The organism is Mesocryomonas lacus, from assembly GCF_055730135.2.
Genome location: NZ_JBUZWE020000003.1, coordinates 148,509 through 165,367, shown reverse-complemented (window position 1 = coordinate 165,367; position 16,859 = coordinate 148,509). Strand labels below are relative to the sequence as shown.

Here is a 16,859-nt window from a genome sequence, read left to right as displayed (position 1 = left end):
ATGATCCCGGTCACTTCCTTCAGCGGCCGGCGGGTCGCGCTCTTTGGCCTCGGCGGCTCCGGCAAGGCGACGGCGCTGGCGCTGATCGCCGGCGGGGCCGACGTCGCCGCGCACGACGACAACCCGGCGAGCGTCGCGTCCGCCGAGGCCGCCGGCATCACCTGCACCGACCTGCGGACCGCCGACTGGTCCGGCTTCTCCGCGCTCATCCTTTCGCCCGGCGTGCCGCTGACGCACCCCAAGCCCCACTGGACGGTCGACCTCGCGCGCGCCGCCGGGGCCGAGGTGATCGGCGATATCGAGCTGTTCAGCCGCGAGCGTGCGGCACATGCGCCGACGGCGCCGTTCGTTGCGATCACCGGCACCAACGGCAAGTCGACGACCACCGCGCTGATCGCCCATTGCCTGCGCCACGCCGGCCGCGACACCCAGCTCGGCGGCAATATCGGTGTCGCCGTGCTGACGCTCGATCCGCCCGCGCCGGACCGCTTCTACGTCGTCGAGTGCTCGTCCTACCAGATCGACCTCGCGCCGACCGTCGCGCCCTCGGTGGCGCTGCTCCTGAACGTCACGCCGGATCATCTCGACCGGCACGGCACGCTGCAGCACTACGCCGCGGTGAAGGCGCGGCTGCTGCAGCAGGCCGGCGTCTGTGTCGTCGGCGTCGATGATGCCATTTCTCGCCGGATTGCCGACGAGCTCGAGGCGGCCGGGCGGACGGTCGTGCGGATCTCGCAGGCGACCGAACTCTCCACCGGCGTGTTCTTCGACGGCACCGCGATTGTCCACCGACGGCAGAACGAGGTCATCGCCCGTTACGACCTCGCCGGCATCGGCTCGCTGCGCGGACGCCACAACGGCCAGAACGCCGCCGCCGCCGTCGCGGCGCTGACCGCCAGCGGGCTGTCGTCCGCCGAGATCGGCGCGGGGCTGAAGAGTTTTCCGGGCCTTGCGCACCGCATGGAGGAGATCGGCACGGTCGGCCAAGTGCTGTTCGTCAACGACTCGAAAGCGACCAATGCCGAGGCGGCCGCGCCAGCGCTGGCGGCCTTCCCGCGCATCCACTGGATCGCCGGCGGCTTGCCGAAGGAGGGTGGGATCGCGTCACTGGCGCCGTTCTTCCCGCGCATCACTAAAGCTTATCTGATCGGCGAGGCCGCACCTGCCTTCGCGGCGACTCTTGGTGAACGAATTCCTTACGAAATATCGGCTACTCTCGAGAATGCCGTTGCGCACGCTGCCCGGGATGCTGCCGAGACAGGCGGGCCGGAGGTGGTGCTTCTGTCACCCGCCTGCGCCAGCTTCGACCAGTTTCGCAATTTCGAGGTGCGGGGCGATAGTTTCCGCGAGGCCGTGGGGCGCCTCGACGGTATCCAACTCTTCCGGAAGGGATGACCATGAACGCCCGTGCCAAGAGGGGAACACTGACCGACTGGTGGTGGAGCGTCGACCGCTGGTTCCTCGCCGCCTTCCTGGTGCTGATGATCGGCGGGCTCGTCCTGTCGTTCGCCGCGAGCCCGCCGGTGGCCGAGAAGATCGGTCTCGAGCCGTTCCACTTCGTCAAGCGGCATGCGGTGTTCCTGCTCCCGTCGATCGCGGTGATGATCCTGACGTCGATGCTGTCGCTGCGCGGCATTCGCCGGGCGTCGCTGCTGATCCTCGGCGGCGCGATTGTCCTGATGATCTTCGCGCTGTTCTTCGGCGTCGAGGTGAAGGGCGCACGGCGCTGGGTCGAGCTCGGCCCGCTCAGCATCCAGCCGTCCGAGTTCATGAAGCCGGCCTTCGTCGTGATCTGCGCCTGGCTGTTCGCCGAGAAGGCGCGCCGGCCGGACATTCCAGGCAACCTCTTCGCCATCATCCTCCTCTTCATCGTCTGCGCGCTGCTGGTGGCCCAGCCCGATCTTGGCCAGACCATCCTCACCGCCGGCGCCTGGGGCGGCCTGTTCTTCATGGCCGGCATGCCCTGGTTCTGGATCGCCGGGCTTGGCGGCATTGCCGCCGGCGGCTTCGTCGCCGCCTACTCGTTCTTTCCGCACGTCGCGAGCCGCATCGACCGCTTCCTCACCGGCGAGGGCGACACCTTCCAGATCGACACGGCGCGCGAGGCCATCATGCGCGGCGGCTGGCTCGGCCAGGGTCCGGGCGAGGGCACCGTGAAGCGCATGCTGCCGGACAGCCATACCGACTTCGCCTTCTCGGTGATCGCCGAGGAGTTCGGCATCATCACCTGCATGCTGCTCGCCTCGATCTTCTGCTTCATCGTCATCCGCGGCCTGTCCGTCGCCTTTGCCCAGCGCGACGTCTTCGCCAGGCTCGCGATCTCCGGCCTCGTCTTCCTGTTCGGCCTGCAGTCGATCATCAACATGGCGGTGAACCTGCAGTTGATGCCCGCCAAGGGCATGACCTTGCCGTTCATCTCCTATGGCGGCTCGTCGATGATGGCGGTGGCGATCGCCGCCGGCTTCATCCTGGCGCTGACCCGTCGCAAGCCGGAGAACAGCTCGCAGACCGACCGGCTGATGGATCGAACCATGGCGCTGCACGGTATCTGATGGAAGGGCGGGGTAGGTGGCCATGCCCGACCTCAGCGAGGGCCAGCGCGAACGGATCAAGCTGAGGGCGACCTATCTCAATGGTTTGGCCATCGGCCTTATCCTCGTGGGCGGCCTTTCCCTGCCGACCACGATAGCCTTCAATGCCCGAAGTCCTTTGGAACTCCTGATCGCGGTTTCACTTTTCCTGTTCAGCTTTGTTGCCAGCCCCTATATTCACTGGATAGCGACGAAGGTTTTGGGAGGGCTGGACAGATGAACGATTTCATTTTGTACGCACTGGCTGCGCTGGCCCTGCCGATCGGTTCGGTGATCATCGCGCACTTCGTCCTTTGGCAACAGGACCGCGACCTCGCACGCATTGACGCAAAGTCTGGATCATCAAAGCATCCGCTTCGCTGAAAAGGCTTGCAGGCCAACGGGTCGCTTCCCGATTTTTCAGCGATAAAGACATCCATGCCGACCCGCTGACGCGTCGTCTGGTGATGCGCAACAATCACGGAGCGGCGCCATGAACGGACCCATCCTCCTCTCCGCCGGCGGTACCGGCGGTCATCTGTTCCCTGCCGAGGCGCTGGCGCATGAACTCGTTGCGCGCGGCTTCGAGGTGCACCTGGCGACCGACGAGCGGGCGGGAAAATACGCCGAGCGGTTTCCGGTGAAGACGATCCACGTCGTGCCCTCCGCCACTTTCGGCTCGAAGAACCCGGTGAAGGTGCTGGCCTCGCTGTCGAAACTCTGGCGGGGCTTCCGCACCGCCGGCAAGGTGATCCGCGACATCCGCCCGTCGGTGGTCGTCGGCTTCGGCGGCTATCCGACGATCCCGCCGATGATGGCGGCGGTGCGGGCAGGGCGCCCGACGCTGGTGCACGAGCAGAACGCCGTGATGGGCCGCGCCAACAAGTTCCTGGCGCCGCGCGTCACGCGCATCGCCGCCGGCATCCCGCAGGACGGCTCGCCATTTTCCGCCAAAATCACCGTTACTGGCAACCCGGTAAGGCCCGCGGTGCTCGAATCGGCCGGCTTCGCCTACAAGCCGAGCGGTCCGGACGACCGTTTCCGCCTCGTCGTCTTCGGCGGCAGCCAGGGCGCGCAGTTCTTTTCCGACGTGATGCCGGAGACGATCCCGCTGTTGTCCGAGGCCGTGCGCCGCCGCCTGCACGTGACGCAGCAGGCGCGGCCCGAGCAGGAGGAACGCGTGCGCGCCTTCTATGCCGCCGCCGGCGTCGAGGCCGACGTCTCGCCCTTCTTCACCGACATGGCCAAGCGCATCGGCCGCGCGCACCTCGTCGTCAGCCGTTCTGGCGCCTCGACCGTATCGGAGATCGCGGTGATCGGACGGCCGGCGATCCTGGTGCCCTACCCTTACGCGCTCGACCACGATCAGGCGGCGAATGCGGCGCGCATCGAAGCGGCCGGTGGGGCGATCGTCGTCAAGCAGGCGGAGCTGTCGCCCGAGCGCCTGGCGGGCCTGATCGAGGGGCTCGCCACCGATGCGGCGCGGGCTGTGGGCATGGCGGCGGCAGCGCGCGCGACCGGGATTCCCGATGCCGCACGGTTGCTAGCCGATCTCGTTGAGTCTATGTCCCGCCCCACCTCAGCTGCCTGAAAACCAGTCCTTTGAAGAATTGCACGGAGACCACCCCATGAAGATGCCGCCCAATATCGGCCCGGTGCACTTCATCGGCATTGGCGGCATCGGCATGTCGGGCATTGCCGAGGTGCTGGTGACGCTCGGCTACACCGTGCAAGGCTCCGACCAGAGCGAAAACGCCAACGTCCAGCGGCTGCGCGAGAAGGGCGTAACCGTCCACATCGGCCACCACGCCGACAATCTCGGCCTTGCCGAGGTGGTGGTCGTGTCGACCGCCATCCGCCGCGCCAACCCGGAACTCGCAGCGGCCCGCGAGCGCTTGCTGCCGATCGTGCGCCGGGCCGAGATGCTGGCCGAGCTGATGCGCTTCCGCCAGGCGATCGCCATCGGCGGCACGCACGGCAAGACCACGACGACCTCGATGGTGGCGACGCTCCTCGACGCCGGCGGGCTCGACCCGACGGTCGTCAATGGCGGCATCATCAACGCCTATGGCACCAATGCCCGCATGGGCGGCGGCGACTGGATGGTGGTCGAGGCCGACGAGTCCGACGGCACCTTCCTGCGCCTGCCGGCCGACGTCGTGATCGTCACCAACATCGATCCCGAGCACCTCGACCACTACGGCAGCTTCGACAAGGTGAAGGAGGCGTTCAAGGCCTTCGTCGAGAACGTGCCGTTCTACGGCTTTGCGGTGATGTGCCTCGACCATCCCGAGGTGCAGACGCTGATCGGCGAGATCGAGGACCGCCGCGTCATCACCTATGGCGAGAACCCGCAATCCGACGTCCGCTTCTCGAACCTGCGCGTTGACGGACCGCGCTCTGTATTTGACGTCACCCTGCGCGACCGCGTCACCGGCACGACGTCGGAGATCCGCGATGTCGTGCTGCCGATGCCCGGCCGCCACAACGTCTCCAACGCCACCGCGGCGATCGCCGTCGCCTCGCGCATCGGCATTTCGGCCGAGGCGATCAAGACTGGCCTCGGTGCCTTCGGCGGCGTCAAGCGGCGTTTTACCCATACCGGGACGGTGAACGGCGTCGAGATCTACGACGACTACGGCCACCATCCCGTCGAAATCCGCGCCGTGCTCGCCGCCGCGCGCTCTTCGGCCAAGGGCCGGGTGATCGCCGTGGTGCAGCCGCACCGCTTCAGCCGGCTGCAGAGCCTCTTCGCCGACTTCGCCGCTTGCTTCAACGATGCCGACACCGTCATCCACGCCCCGGTCTATGCCGCAGGCGAGGAGCCGATCGAGTTCGTGAACTCGGAAATGCTGGTCGAGCGCATGAAGCTCGGCGGCCACCGCGATGCGCGGCTGGTCGACGGCCCGGAGGAACTCGCACCGCTGATCGACCAGCTGGCGCAGCCAGGCGACATGGTCGTCTTTCTCGGCGCCGGCTCGATCACGCAATGGGCCTACGCCTTGCCGAAGGAACTGACGGCCCTCGCGGCGAAGCGCGGCTGATGCCCGCGACGGCTGCCGGGCGCCCGATCGATGGCGCAGCCTTGCTCGCGCGCCTCGGCGACAGCGTAGCCAATATCCGCGGGCGGCTGACGCCGAATGCCGGCATGGATAAGGTCACGTGGTTCCGCGCCGGCGGACCGGCGGAACTGATGTTCCAGCCCGCCGACGAGGAAGATCTCGCAGCCTTCCTCGCCGCGCTTCCCGCAGACGTCCCGGTGACGCCCGTTGGCATCGGCTCCAACCTCCTGGTGCGCGACGGCGGCATCGAGGGCGTGGTGATCCGCCTGTCCGCGAAAGGTTTCGGCACCGCCGAGGCGATCGACGCCACCACCATCCGCGCCGGGGCCGCAGCCTCCGACAAGCGGGTCGCGGCGGTGGCGCTCGAGGCCGGCATCGGCGGCTTCCACTTCTACCACGGCATTCCCGGCTCGATCGGCGGCGCGCTGCGGATGAACGCCGGCGCCAACGGCACCGAGACCCGCGAGCGGGTCCGCGAGGTGCGCGCCGTCGACCGGCAGGGGCAGGTGCACGTCCTGTCCAATGCCGATATGGGCTATGCCTACCGTCATTCCGGCGCGGCGGACGACCTGATCTTCACCTCTGTCCTCCTCGACGGCGAGCCGGCCGAACGAGATGTGATCCGGGCGCGGATGGACGAGGTGCAGCATCACCGCGAGACCGTCCAGCCGGTACGCGAGAAGACCGGCGGCTCGACCTTCCGCAATCCGGAAGGCACGTCCGCGTGGAAGGAGATCGACCGCGCCGGCTGCCGTGGGCTCGCCATCGGCGGCGCCGAGATGTCCAAACTCCACTGCAACTTCATGATCAACACCGGCACCGCGACAGGCCACGACCTGGAACTCCTGGGCGAGACGGTACGGGCGAGGGTGCTCGCCGCCTCCGGCATCGAGCTGCACTGGGAGATCAAGCGGCTCGGCCGTTTCCTCGACGGGCAGGCCGTGACGCCGTTCGCGGCAGGCGCCTGAGGCGTAGCAGACCGCAAGGTCGCCGTCCGCAGCGCCCCGATTTCCTTTGAGCCGTTCTTCCCCTGGGTCTAGGATCTGACGGCATGGGGGAGGGCTTCATGGCTGATCCTGAACAAATCTCGATGTCCGCCGATGAGTTTCTCGTCTGGATTGAGGCTCAGGATCAATGCCATGAATTGGTTGATGGTGTGCCCGTCCGCCTGATGGCCGGTGTGAAACAGAACCATGCCGTGGTCACAAGCAACATCCTGGTCGCGCTGGCGCCGCAGGCGAAGCGAAACGGATGTCGAACAACGTCGAGCGATACGGCGGTCAGGACCGGCGCACGCGATATCCGCTATCCCGACGTCGTCGTCGACTGCGGACCGCGCGATCCTTCCGCGCGAGAGGCCATTCGGCCCGTTGTGGTGGTCGAGGTTTCGTCGCCGCGGACCTCCAGCATCGATATCACCGATAAACTGGATGAGTACCGTGCGCATCGTGGCCTCCGGTTGATCATGCTGGTCGAGCCCGACATGGTGGCCGTGAAGCTTTACCGGCGGGATCCTGCTGGCCTTTGGAATGTCGAGAGATATGACGATCTGGATCAGGCGGTCGACCTGGCGGAGATCGGTGCGTCGCTGTCGCTGCGGGACATCTACGACACGCTTTCGCCTAAGCTCGACCCGCGGCTGCGCGTCATCTGAGAAGCTGCGTTGGCGCCTGCAGGGCGTTAACCTCCGTTAACCATTCTTACCCTCCGACGGCCTTGCGCGCCCGCCGGCGTGACCCAAAAGCCGCGGTCCAGAGGGGTTTCCGCAATCCTTCCAACGCCGTTACGATTTTGTTTCGATCCTCCACGGGCCTTAACTTTCGCTTAACCATCGTCAGCCATGAATAGCAAACACGCCATTTTGGGCTTGGGGACGGCGGTTGATGACGAAGCATGTGGCGGTGTTGATGGGTGGGTTGTCGAGCGAGAGGCCAGTAAGCCTGTCCTCGGGCAATGCCTGCGCCGACGCGCTGGAGGCCGAGGGCTTCCGCGTCACGCGCGTCGACGTCGGCCGCGACATCATGACGGTGCTGGCCGAGCTGAAGCCGGACGTCGCCTTCAACGCGCTGCACGGCCCGTTCGGCGAGGACGGCACGATCCAGGGCGTGCTCGAATACCTCGGCATTCCCTACACCCATTCCGGTGTCCTCGCCTCCGCGCTCGCCATGAACAAGGTCAAGGCGAAGACCATCGCCAAGGCTGCCGGCATTCCGCTGGCCGAGGCCAAGGTGCTCGACCGCCGCGTCGTCGCCGAGAAACACGTCATGCCGACACCCTATGTGGTCAAGCCGATCGCGGAAGGCTCCAGCTTCGGCGTCCTCATCGTCCGCGAGGACCAGGCGCACCCGCCGCAGCAGCTGCATGGGTCCGACTGGGTCTTCGGCGACATGGTGATGGTCGAGCGGTTCATCCACGGCCGCGAGCTGACCTGCGCGGTGCTCGGCGACGTCGCACTCGGCGTCTGCGAGATCACCACCGAGGGCAGTGCCTTCTACGACTATGATTCGAAATACCTGCCGGGTGGTTCGACCCATGTCATCCCGGCGAAGATTCCGGCGAGCGTCACCCGCCGTGTGCAGGAATATTCGCTGGCCGCGCATGCCGCGATGGGCTGCCGCGGCGTCAGCCGCTCGGACTTTCGCTACGACGACCGTTTTGGCGAGGGCGGCGAACTGGTCTGGCTCGAAATCAATACCCAGCCCGGCATGACCCCGACCTCACTGGTCCCCGACATCGGCCGCGAGGCCGGACATTCCTTCGGCGAATTGCTGGCCTGGCTGGTGGGAGACGCGTCATGTCATCGCTGAATGCCGATCGCCCGGAGCGCGGCCCGCGCAACCGTCTGGCCCTCAAGCTGTCGATGTTCGGCCGCCGGCTCGCCGCGACCGGCGAAAGCCTGGCGCGCATGCCGCAACTGACCTTCGGCAAGCTGACCGTGATCCTTCTCGCCTCGACCGGGCTCTACGGCATGTCGCTCGGCGGTCATACGACGGCGGTGATCGACTCCGTCGCCGAGCCGCTCGGCTTTTCGATCGAGACGATCGACGTCTCCGGCAACACCGAGACCTCCGAGATCGACGTGCTGCAGGCGCTTTGGCAGACCGGGGCCGAGAGCCTGCCATCGCTGAACCCCGATGCCGCCCGGCAGACGCTGGAAGCCATGCCGTGGATCGAGAAGGCGGCGGTCGCCAAGACCTATCCCGATCGCGTCGCCATCAAGCTGACCGAGCGCAGGCCGTTCGCGCTCTGGCAGAAGGGCCGCGAGCTCTTCGTCATCGACCGCGATGGCCGCGAGATCGTGCCCTATGCCGCCAACCGCTTTTCCAACCTGCCGTTCGTGGTGGGCGTCGGCGCGGCCAAGCATGCCGCTGAATTTCTCGACAAAATGGATGCGGTACCTGAGCTTCGCGCAAGGGTGAAGGCCTACATCCGCGTCGGGGACCGGCGTTGGGACCTGCGCCTGGACAACGGCAAGACCTTGCGTCTGCCCGAGGAAGGGGCGGTGGAAGCCGCTGCGGAAGTCGCGCGGATGGATAGGGATATCGGCTTGTTGTCGCGTGACATTTTGGTGGTGGATATGCGGATCGAGGACCGGATGGTCATTCGGTTGACGCCCGATGCCCTGGTGCGGCGCGATGCCGCCCTCAAGGAGCGCGCCAAGGTGATCAAGCGCAGTCAGAAGGCGAACCCGGCATGACGTTCTTTTCCGGATCCGCCGGCGGCCTGCCGCGCATGCGCGCTCTGCCGGGCCGCAAGACCCGCATCATCTCGATCCTCGACGTCGGCACGACCAAGGTCACCTGCCTGATCGCCCGGCTGAAGCCGCGTGCCGAGAGCGAGATCCTGCCGGGCCGCACCCACGAGATCGAAGTCATCGGCATCGGCCACCAGCGCTCGCGCGGCATCAAGTCGGGCGTCGTCGTCGACCTCGACGCGGCCGAGAAGTCGATCCGCTTCTGCGTCGACGCGGCCGAGCGCATGGCCGGCCTCACCATCGAATCGCTGATCGTCTCGTTGACCGCGGGCCGGCTGAAGAGCGTGCGCGGCATGGCCGAGCTGCCGATGCACGGCGCCGAGGTGTCGAGCGCCGACCTGAAGCGCGTGCTCGGCATGGCGGCGCGGGCGCCGCTCGACCAGGGCCGCATCATCCTGCATTCCGTCCCGTTCGACGTCTCGCTCGATGGCGAGACGGGCCTCGAGAACCCGCAGGGCATGATCGGCCAGAAGCTTGGCGCCGATATGCACATCCTCACCGCCGAGGAGACGCCGCTGCGCAACCTCGAGGCTGCGATCAACCGCGCCCACCTCGTGGTCGAGGCCTTCGTCGCCACGCCCTTCGCCTCCGGCCTGTCGACGCTCGTCGACGACGAGGCGGAAATGGGCTCGGCCTGCATCGACATGGGCGGCGGCGCGACCACCATCGCGATCTTCCAGAACGGCCGCTTCGTCTATGCCGACAGCGTCGCCATGGGCGGCCACCACATCACCATGGATCTCGCCCGCGGCCTGTCGATCCGGCCCGAAGATGCCGAGCGCCTGAAGGTCATGCACGGCTCAGCGATGAGCGAGCTGATGGAAGACTCAGACACCGTCGAAGTCGCCCCGCTCGGCGAGAACGGCTTCGAGGCGCCGATCTCGGTCGCCCGCTCGCTGGTCGCCCGCATCATCCGGCCGCGCGTCGAGGAGACGCTCGAGCTGATCCGCGACCGGCTCGCCGCCTCGGGTCTCGGCCACGTCATCGGCAAGCGCGTCGTCCTCACCGGCGGTGCCAGCCAGCTCGCCGGTCTCAGCGACACGGCCCGCACCATCATGCAGCGCAATGTCCGGCTCGGACGCCCCGTGGGCGTCGCCGGGCTCAGCGCCGCCAACAAGAGCCCTGCTTTCGCCACGTCGGTAGGGCTCCTGATCTATCCGCAGGTCGCGGTGATGGAGCACTTCGCCGACAACTCGGCGTCGAGCTTCGCCTTCGACGAAACCACCAAGGTCGGCCGTCTCGGCTCCTGGCTGCGGAAGAGTTTCTAGCCATACCGGCGGGGTACGCCCCGCCGGACCGAAAAGTCGCGCGCCGCGCGCCTTAGTGCCCCACAGACGTCAGGCCGACGCGGCGAGACGGCCACCACAGCGAAGAGGAAACAGGACCATGCCCATCAACCTCGCAAAGCCGGACATCACGGAACTCAAGCCCCGGATCACCGTCTTCGGCGTCGGCGGCGGTGGCTGCAATGCCGTCAACAACATGATCAATGCCGGCCTCGAGGGCGTCGAGTTCGTCATCGCGAACACCGATGCGCAGGCCCTGCGGTCCTCCCGCGCCGAGCGCGTCATCCAGATGGGCGTTGCCGTCACCGAGGGCCTCGGCGCCGGCTCGCAGCCGGAAGTCGGCCGCGCTGCCGCCGAGGAGTCGCTCGACGAGATCTGCGATCACCTGATGGGCTCGCACATGTGCTTCGTCACCGCCGGCATGGGCGGCGGCACCGGCACGGGTGCAGCACCGGTCGTTGCCCGCGCTGCCCGCGAAAAGGGCATCCTCACCGTCGGCGTCGTCACCAAGCCGTTCCACTTCGAGGGCCAGCGCCGCCTGCGCATCGCCGAGCAGGGCATTGAAGACCTGCAGAAGAACGTCGACACGCTGATCGTCATCCCGAACCAGAACCTCTTCCGGATCGCCAACGACAAGACCACCTTCGCCGACGCCTTCGGCATGGCCGACCAGGTGCTCTACTCCGGCGTCGCCTGCATCACCGACCTGATGGTCAAGGAAGGCCTGATCAACCTCGACTTCGCCGACGTCCGTTCGGTGATGCGCGAGATGGGCAAGGCCATGATGGGCACCGGCGAAGCCTCGGGCGAGGGCCGTGCGATGGCTGCCGCCGAAGCCGCGATCGCCAACCCGCTGCTCGACGAGATCTCGATGAAGGGCGCCAAGGGCCTGCTCATCTCGATCACCGGTGGTCGTGACCTGACCCTCTTCGAGGTCGACGAAGCCGCAACCCGCATCCGCGAGGAAGTCGACTCGGACGCCAACATTATCCTCGGCGCCACCTTCGACGAGAGCCTCGAGGGCGTCATCCGCGTCTCCGTCGTCGCCACCGGCATCGATAAGACGGCGCAGGAAGCCTACGACCGTCCGATCGAGATCCGCCATGCGCCGATGATGCAGCGCCCGGTCGCCGCGCAGGCCCCGGTCCAGCAGGTTCAGCAGCCGATGGCGCCGCAGCCGATGCCGATGGTTGCCGAGGCGCCGCGCGCCGCGCCGGTCTACCAGGAAATGCCGATGGACGACGTCGAGGACGACTTCACCAGCGCCCTCGAGGCCGAGATTGCCGAGGTCCAGATCCGGACGCCGGCGCCGATGGCACCAAACCACAGCCTGCGCCGCGAGGCCCCCGTCGCCGCCGCCCGCATGCCCCGCGTCGAGGACTTCCCGCCGATGGTGCAGGCCGAATACGGTGCCAAGTCTGCCGTCGACCCGGTCTCGGGTGAAGACAAGGGGCCGATGGGCCTGCTACGTCGCCTGACCACCGGCCTGTCGCGCCACAGCGAGGAAGAGCAGAACGAGCTGGCCCGCCAGGCCCGCGTCGAGCCCCGCCGCGCTGCTGCCCCGGCCGAGCAGAACCCCTACGCACCGCGCCGGCAGGCCGCCGAATCCGCGGCGCGTCCGACGGCTGCCCCGCAGCGGGCGATCAGCGACGACGAGCAGCTGGAAATCCCGGCCTTCCTGCGCCGCCAGTCCAACTGATCCCAACCGTTGCAAGCTTGACACAAGGCCCGCCGTCACATGACGGCGGGCCTTTTTCGTTAAGGTATTGTTTATGTTGATTTTTACTCAATCGAAATGGATCGAATGGTAATACGGGGTAAGAATCCGTGATTTGGCTCAGGTGGTCCCCCGGCCTATTTTAACATCAAGAATTCGGGGCTTCGGCGCCATGGCCTTCCTGGGGAGGGGGCCAGGGACAGCGCAGGAGCCCTTCTCGCGAGAGATGGTGATGCCCGGTGCATCCCGCTTCGGCGAGGCAAGTGAAAGGGACTACCGCACGTGACAATGTATCAGCAGACGCTCGGCGCACGCATCGATTTCGACGGCGTCGGCGTCCACAGCGGCAACCCCGTGCAACTGACCTTGCTGCCCGCTCCCGCCGATACCGGCGTCGTCTTCCGCGTTTGCGGCGGTCCCGGCCTGCCGAAGACGATCAAGGCAATCTCTTCGAACGTGCCGGCCACCGACCTATCGACGATCATCGGCAACCCTCATGGCGTTCATGTGGCGACCATCGAACATTTGATGGCCGCGCTCTACGCGATGGGCGTCGACAACACCGTGATCGAGATCGACGGCAACGAGATTCCGATCATGGACGGCTGCTCGGCGGCCTTCGTCGCGGCGATCGAGGCCGTCGGCCTGCGCAGCCAGGCGACGATGCGCCGCTATATCCGCGTGCTGAAGCCGGTGCGCGTCGAGATGAATGGCTGCTCGGCCGAGTACACGCCGCATGCCGGTACCCGCTTCGAGATCGAGATCGACTTCCCGACCGCCGCCATCGGCCGCCAGACGTTCAAGGCCGATCTCTCGGCGCGGATGTTCCGCGACGAGCTCGCCCGTGCCCGCACCTTCGGCTTCATGAAGGACGTCGAGCGGCTCTGGGCCTCGGGCCACGCTCTCGGCTCCTCGCTGGAAAATTCCGTCGTCATCGGCGACGACGACCGGATCATCAACCAGGGCGGCCTTCGCTTCGTCGACGAGTTCGTCCGGCACAAGGCGCTGGACGCGATCGGCGACCAGGCGCTGGCCGGCGGCCGCATCCTCGGCTGCTACAGCTCCTACCGCGGCGGCCACAAGCTCAACGCGCTGGCGCTGCAGGCGCTGCTCGCCGACCGCACCGCCTACGAGATCGTCGAGATGCCGTCGCGTCGCCGCGAAATCGTTCGGCACTCGCCGCTGATCACCGCGGCCGTCGCCGCGCCTGCCTACGGCCCGCAGACTCTCTGAGACGGCGCTCGGGCGTTTCTCAGCATGAATCGTACGGGTCGATCCGTCGCTAGACTGAGTTTTTTCTCTTCAATACTGTTTAGGTTAGTGCAGGGTGCTGCGACATCTTGGGATGTGCGGCGCCTTTGCATGGGATGACGCTCCCCGGCGCCATAAAAAAGGCGCCTTGCGCCCCCTTCAAACGTTGCCGGGGGCCGGTGTCTGTTCTAGACAGCGCTGGGGCCGCAGGAAACACGCAGGGGAATCCGATTGATGCTGATCTCGACGCCATTGCGAGCGACGTCACGCCTGGCGCGGCTCTCGGCTTGCCTCGTGCTCGTCGCCACGCCCCTTGTCCTTTCCGGCTGCATGTCCGGGAAGGATGACGACATCGACGTTCTGGCGCTGGCCGCCGAGACCGATCCGCCGGATGTGCTCTACAACCAGGGCCTCGCGAACCTCGAAGGCGGCCGCCTCAAGGAGGCTGCGGCGAAGTTCAAGTCGATCGACCGCCAGCACCCCTATTCCGAATGGGCCCGCAAGGCTCTGGTGATGAGCGCCTTCACCAGCTACCGCTCCGGCGATTACGAGGAGGCGGTCACTTCCTCGCGCCGCTACCTCAACACCTATCCCGGCACGAGCGAAGCCGCCTACGCCCAGTACATCATCGGCCTCGCCTATTACCGGCAGATCCCGGACGTGACGCGCGACCAGAAGGCGACGGCGCGCGCCGCGGCCGCCATGCAAGAGGTCGTCGACCGCTATCCCGACTCGGAATATGCCGAGGATGCCCGCACCAAGATCCGAGTCTCGCGTGACCAGCTGGCCGGCAAGGAAATGCAGGTCGGCCGCTATTATCTCGAGCGCCGCGAGTACATCGCCGCCATCAACCGCTTCAAGCGTGTCGTCGAGGCCTTCCCGCAGACCCGCCATGTCGAGGAGGCGCTGGCCCGCCTGACCGAGGCCTACTACGCCATGGGCCTCGTCCAGGAAGCCCAGGCCTCGGCCTCGGTGCTCGGCCAGAACTTCCCGGAATCGCAGTGGTACAAGGACAGCTATTCGCTGCTGCAGTCCAAGGGCCTGGAGCCGCGCGCCAGCACCGGCGGCAATTCCTGGTTCGTCAAGGCGACCAACGCCATCACCGGCGGCGGCGACCCTTCCTGAAGGGACGCGCCCCCGGGTGCGGCAAAGCGAATAAGAACGGAAGCAACCCGGGGCGACCCGGCTTTTTTCATGGCCGGGCCTTCCAACCCGGTTTTTTCGTAGGCGGAAGCGGTTACGGCAGTGCTCGCCCATTGGCGTTTTGCGTTTGACCGCACATATCTTGCATCCCGCCGGTTGCCTTTCGACCGGACAGCGATTAGCCATCGGCGCGCATGCTTGTTCACCTTTCGATCCGCGATATCGTCCTGATCGAACGCCTCGATCTCCAGCTGAGCGACGGCCTGTCCGTGCTCACTGGCGAGACGGGTGCGGGCAAGTCTATCCTTCTGGATGCGCTGGCATTGGCGCTCGGCGGCCGCGGCGACGGCAGCCTCGTGCGGCACGGCGCCAAGCAAGGCGAGGTGGTGGCGGTGTTCGATCCGCCGGCGGCTCACCCTTCGCGCAAGCTCCTCACCGAGAACGGCTTCGACGACGACGGCGACGTGATCCTGCGCCGGATCCAGAGCGCCGACGGCCGCACCCGCGTCTTCATCAACGACCGCCCGTCCAGCGTCGGCCTGATGCGCGACATCGGCGTCAGCCTTGTCGAGATCCATGGCCAGCACGACGACCGTGCGTTGGTCGATCCCGAGGCGCACCGGCGGCTGCTCGACGAATACGGGGCGCTCCGCGGCGAGGCCGAGGCGGTGGCGCGCACCCATGCCGACTGGAAGCGCGCCGAGGCCGAACTCGTCCGCCACCGCGCCAAGGTGGAGGCGGCCGCCCGCGAGGCCGACTATATCCGCGCCTCGGTCAATGAACTCTCCGAGCTCGCCCCCGTCGTCGGCGAGGAGGAGGAGCTTGCCGCCAGCCGCCAGATCATGATGCGCTCGGAGAAGATCGCGACCGATGTCGGCGACGCGCACGAGGAGCTTTCCGGCCATTCCTCGCCGATCCCCGGTCTCGCCGGCCTCCTAAAGCGCCTCGACCGCAAGAAGGACGAGCTGCCAGGCCTGCTCGACGAGGCGATCGAGCGGCTGGACACAGCGCTCGACGCGCTGTCGGACGCGCAGATGAGCCTCCAGACGGCGCTGCGCAACCTCGAATTCGACCCGCGGGCTCTGGAGCAGACCGAGGAGCGCCTCTTCGCCCTGCGCGCTGCCGGGCGGAAATTCTCGCGGCCGGTCGATGCCTTGCCGGCCTTGATGGCGGGGATGATAGAGGACCTCGCCGATCTCGACGCGGGCGAGGAGAAGCTGACCGCGCTGGAGGCGGAGGTGCACGCCCACCGCGAGAAGCTCGACCAGCTGGCGGCCGACCTGTCGGAGAAGCGCGTCGCCACCGCCGCGCTGCTCGAGGCCGCCGTGATGGCCGAGCTGCCGGACATGAAGCTCGAGCGCGCGGCCTTCATCGCCGACATGAAGCGCGATCCCGAAAGCCCGACCGCCGCCGGCATCGACACCGTCGAGTTCTGGGTCCGCACCAATCCCGGCACCCGCGCCGGCCCGATGATGAAGGTCGCCTCCGGCGGCGAGCTCTCGCGCTTCCTGCTCGCGCTGAAGGTGGCGCTCGCCGACAAGGGTTCGGCGCCGACGTTGGTCTTCGACGAGATCGACACCGGCGTCGGCGGTGCCGTGGCCGACGCCATCGGCCGCCGCCTCGCGCGCCTCGCCGCCCGCGTGCAGGTGTTGTCGGTCACCCACGCGCCCCAGGTGGCGGCCCGCGCCTCGACCCATCTCCTCATCTCCAAGGCGCAAACCCGCGCCGACGATGAGCGCCTGGCCACCCGCGTCGAGCCGATCGCCGGCGAGTTCCGCACCGAGGAGATCGCCCGCATGCTTGCGGGCGAGCACGTGACGGCCGAGGCCAGGGCGGCCGCGGCGCAGCTGATCGGCGCGACGTAGGGCAGGGCGCCACTTTCCTCGACCGGCCGCACCCTTTCAGCTTCGTCATCCCGGGCTTGACCCGGGATCCATGCCGCAACAGTCTCGCTGCAAATTCGGTGGAGGAAGGGCGGGCTTTCCTGTGTTCCCTTGACCCTTCGGACGATTTGGAATGGATCCCGGGTCAAGCCCGGGATGACGAGACGGAAGAGGCGACGGCAGGGCCATGCAG

At 67.1% G+C, this 16,859-nt stretch carries 15 protein-coding genes; all 15 read left to right on the top strand.

The window, feature by feature from the left end; all coding sequences use genetic code 11:
• The 15 genes from murD to recN all read left to right on the top strand — a co-directional run bounded on the left by murD (position 1) and on the right by recN (position 16,648).
• Positions 1-1,395: a UDP-N-acetylmuramoyl-L-alanine--D-glutamate ligase gene (gene murD / locus ACZLZY_RS05955; RefSeq protein WP_472932664.1), complete on the top strand. Its 1,395-nt coding sequence runs from the start codon at positions 1-3 to the stop codon at positions 1,393-1,395.
• Between the two features lie 2 nt (positions 1,396-1,397).
• Positions 1,398-2,552, top strand: coding sequence for a putative lipid II flippase FtsW (gene ftsW, locus ACZLZY_RS05950; RefSeq protein WP_472932662.1), 1,155 nt, complete (start codon positions 1,398-1,400; stop codon positions 2,550-2,552).
• A 22-nt stretch (positions 2,553-2,574) separates the two neighbouring features.
• Positions 2,575-2,811 carry a hypothetical protein gene (locus ACZLZY_RS05945; protein WP_472932660.1) on the top strand — a complete coding sequence of 79 codons (237 nt, stop codon included), beginning with the start codon at positions 2,575-2,577 and terminating at the stop codon, positions 2,809-2,811.
• Positions 2,808-2,954 (top strand): hypothetical protein, encoded by a 147-nt coding sequence (locus ACZLZY_RS05940; protein ID WP_472932658.1) that lies wholly within the window; start codon positions 2,808-2,810, stop codon positions 2,952-2,954. Before ACZLZY_RS05945 ends, ACZLZY_RS05940 begins: the two co-directional genes overlap by 4 nt.
• Positions 2,955-3,063: 109 nt before the next feature.
• Positions 3,064-4,161 (top strand): undecaprenyldiphospho-muramoylpentapeptide beta-N-acetylglucosaminyltransferase, encoded by a 1,098-nt coding sequence (gene murG, locus ACZLZY_RS05935; RefSeq protein ID WP_472932656.1) that lies wholly within the window; start codon positions 3,064-3,066, stop codon positions 4,159-4,161.
• A gap of 37 nt (positions 4,162-4,198) precedes the next feature.
• Complete coding sequence (gene murC / locus ACZLZY_RS05930) at positions 4,199-5,614, top strand: UDP-N-acetylmuramate--L-alanine ligase (protein WP_472932654.1); 1,416 nt, start codon at positions 4,199-4,201, stop codon at positions 5,612-5,614.
• The gene (murB, locus tag ACZLZY_RS05925) at positions 5,614-6,600 is read left to right on the top strand and encodes a UDP-N-acetylmuramate dehydrogenase (RefSeq protein WP_472932653.1); all 987 of its coding nucleotides are present in this window, start codon (positions 5,614-5,616) and stop codon (positions 6,598-6,600) included. The genes murC and murB overlap by 1 nt, the downstream gene beginning before the upstream one ends.
• Before the next feature lie 98 nt (positions 6,601-6,698).
• Entirely contained in the window at positions 6,699-7,286 is a 588-nt protein-coding gene (locus tag ACZLZY_RS05920) for a Uma2 family endonuclease (RefSeq protein WP_472932652.1), read from the top strand.
• Between the two features lie 226 nt (positions 7,287-7,512).
• Positions 7,513-8,439 (top strand): D-alanine--D-alanine ligase, encoded by a 927-nt coding sequence (locus ACZLZY_RS05915; RefSeq protein WP_472932651.1) that lies wholly within the window; start codon positions 7,513-7,515, stop codon positions 8,437-8,439.
• Entirely contained in the window at positions 8,427-9,329 is a 903-nt protein-coding gene (locus tag ACZLZY_RS05910) for a cell division protein FtsQ/DivIB (protein ID WP_472932649.1), read from the top strand. The genes ACZLZY_RS05915 and ACZLZY_RS05910 overlap by 13 nt, the downstream gene beginning before the upstream one ends.
• Entirely contained in the window at positions 9,326-10,654 is a 1,329-nt protein-coding gene (ftsA, locus tag ACZLZY_RS05905; protein ID WP_472932648.1) for a cell division protein FtsA, read from the top strand. Before ACZLZY_RS05910 ends, ftsA begins: the two co-directional genes overlap by 4 nt.
• 118 nt (positions 10,655-10,772) lie before the next feature.
• Complete coding sequence (gene ftsZ, locus ACZLZY_RS05900; RefSeq protein WP_472932647.1) at positions 10,773-12,371, top strand: cell division protein FtsZ; 1,599 nt, start codon at positions 10,773-10,775, stop codon at positions 12,369-12,371.
• Positions 12,372-12,677: 306 nt separating this feature from the next.
• Positions 12,678-13,622 (top strand): UDP-3-O-acyl-N-acetylglucosamine deacetylase, encoded by a 945-nt coding sequence (gene lpxC / locus ACZLZY_RS05895; protein ID WP_472933131.1) that lies wholly within the window; start codon positions 12,678-12,680, stop codon positions 13,620-13,622.
• 255 nt (positions 13,623-13,877) lie between these two features.
• The gene (locus tag ACZLZY_RS05890; protein ID WP_472933129.1) at positions 13,878-14,765 is read left to right on the top strand and encodes an outer membrane protein assembly factor BamD; all 888 of its coding nucleotides are present in this window, start codon (positions 13,878-13,880) and stop codon (positions 14,763-14,765) included.
• A 212-nt stretch (positions 14,766-14,977) separates the two neighbouring features.
• Positions 14,978-16,648, top strand: a complete 1,671-nt coding sequence (gene recN / locus ACZLZY_RS05885; RefSeq protein ID WP_472932645.1) for a DNA repair protein RecN — start codon at positions 14,978-14,980, stop codon at positions 16,646-16,648.
• Positions 16,649-16,859: the final 211 nt, after the last annotated feature.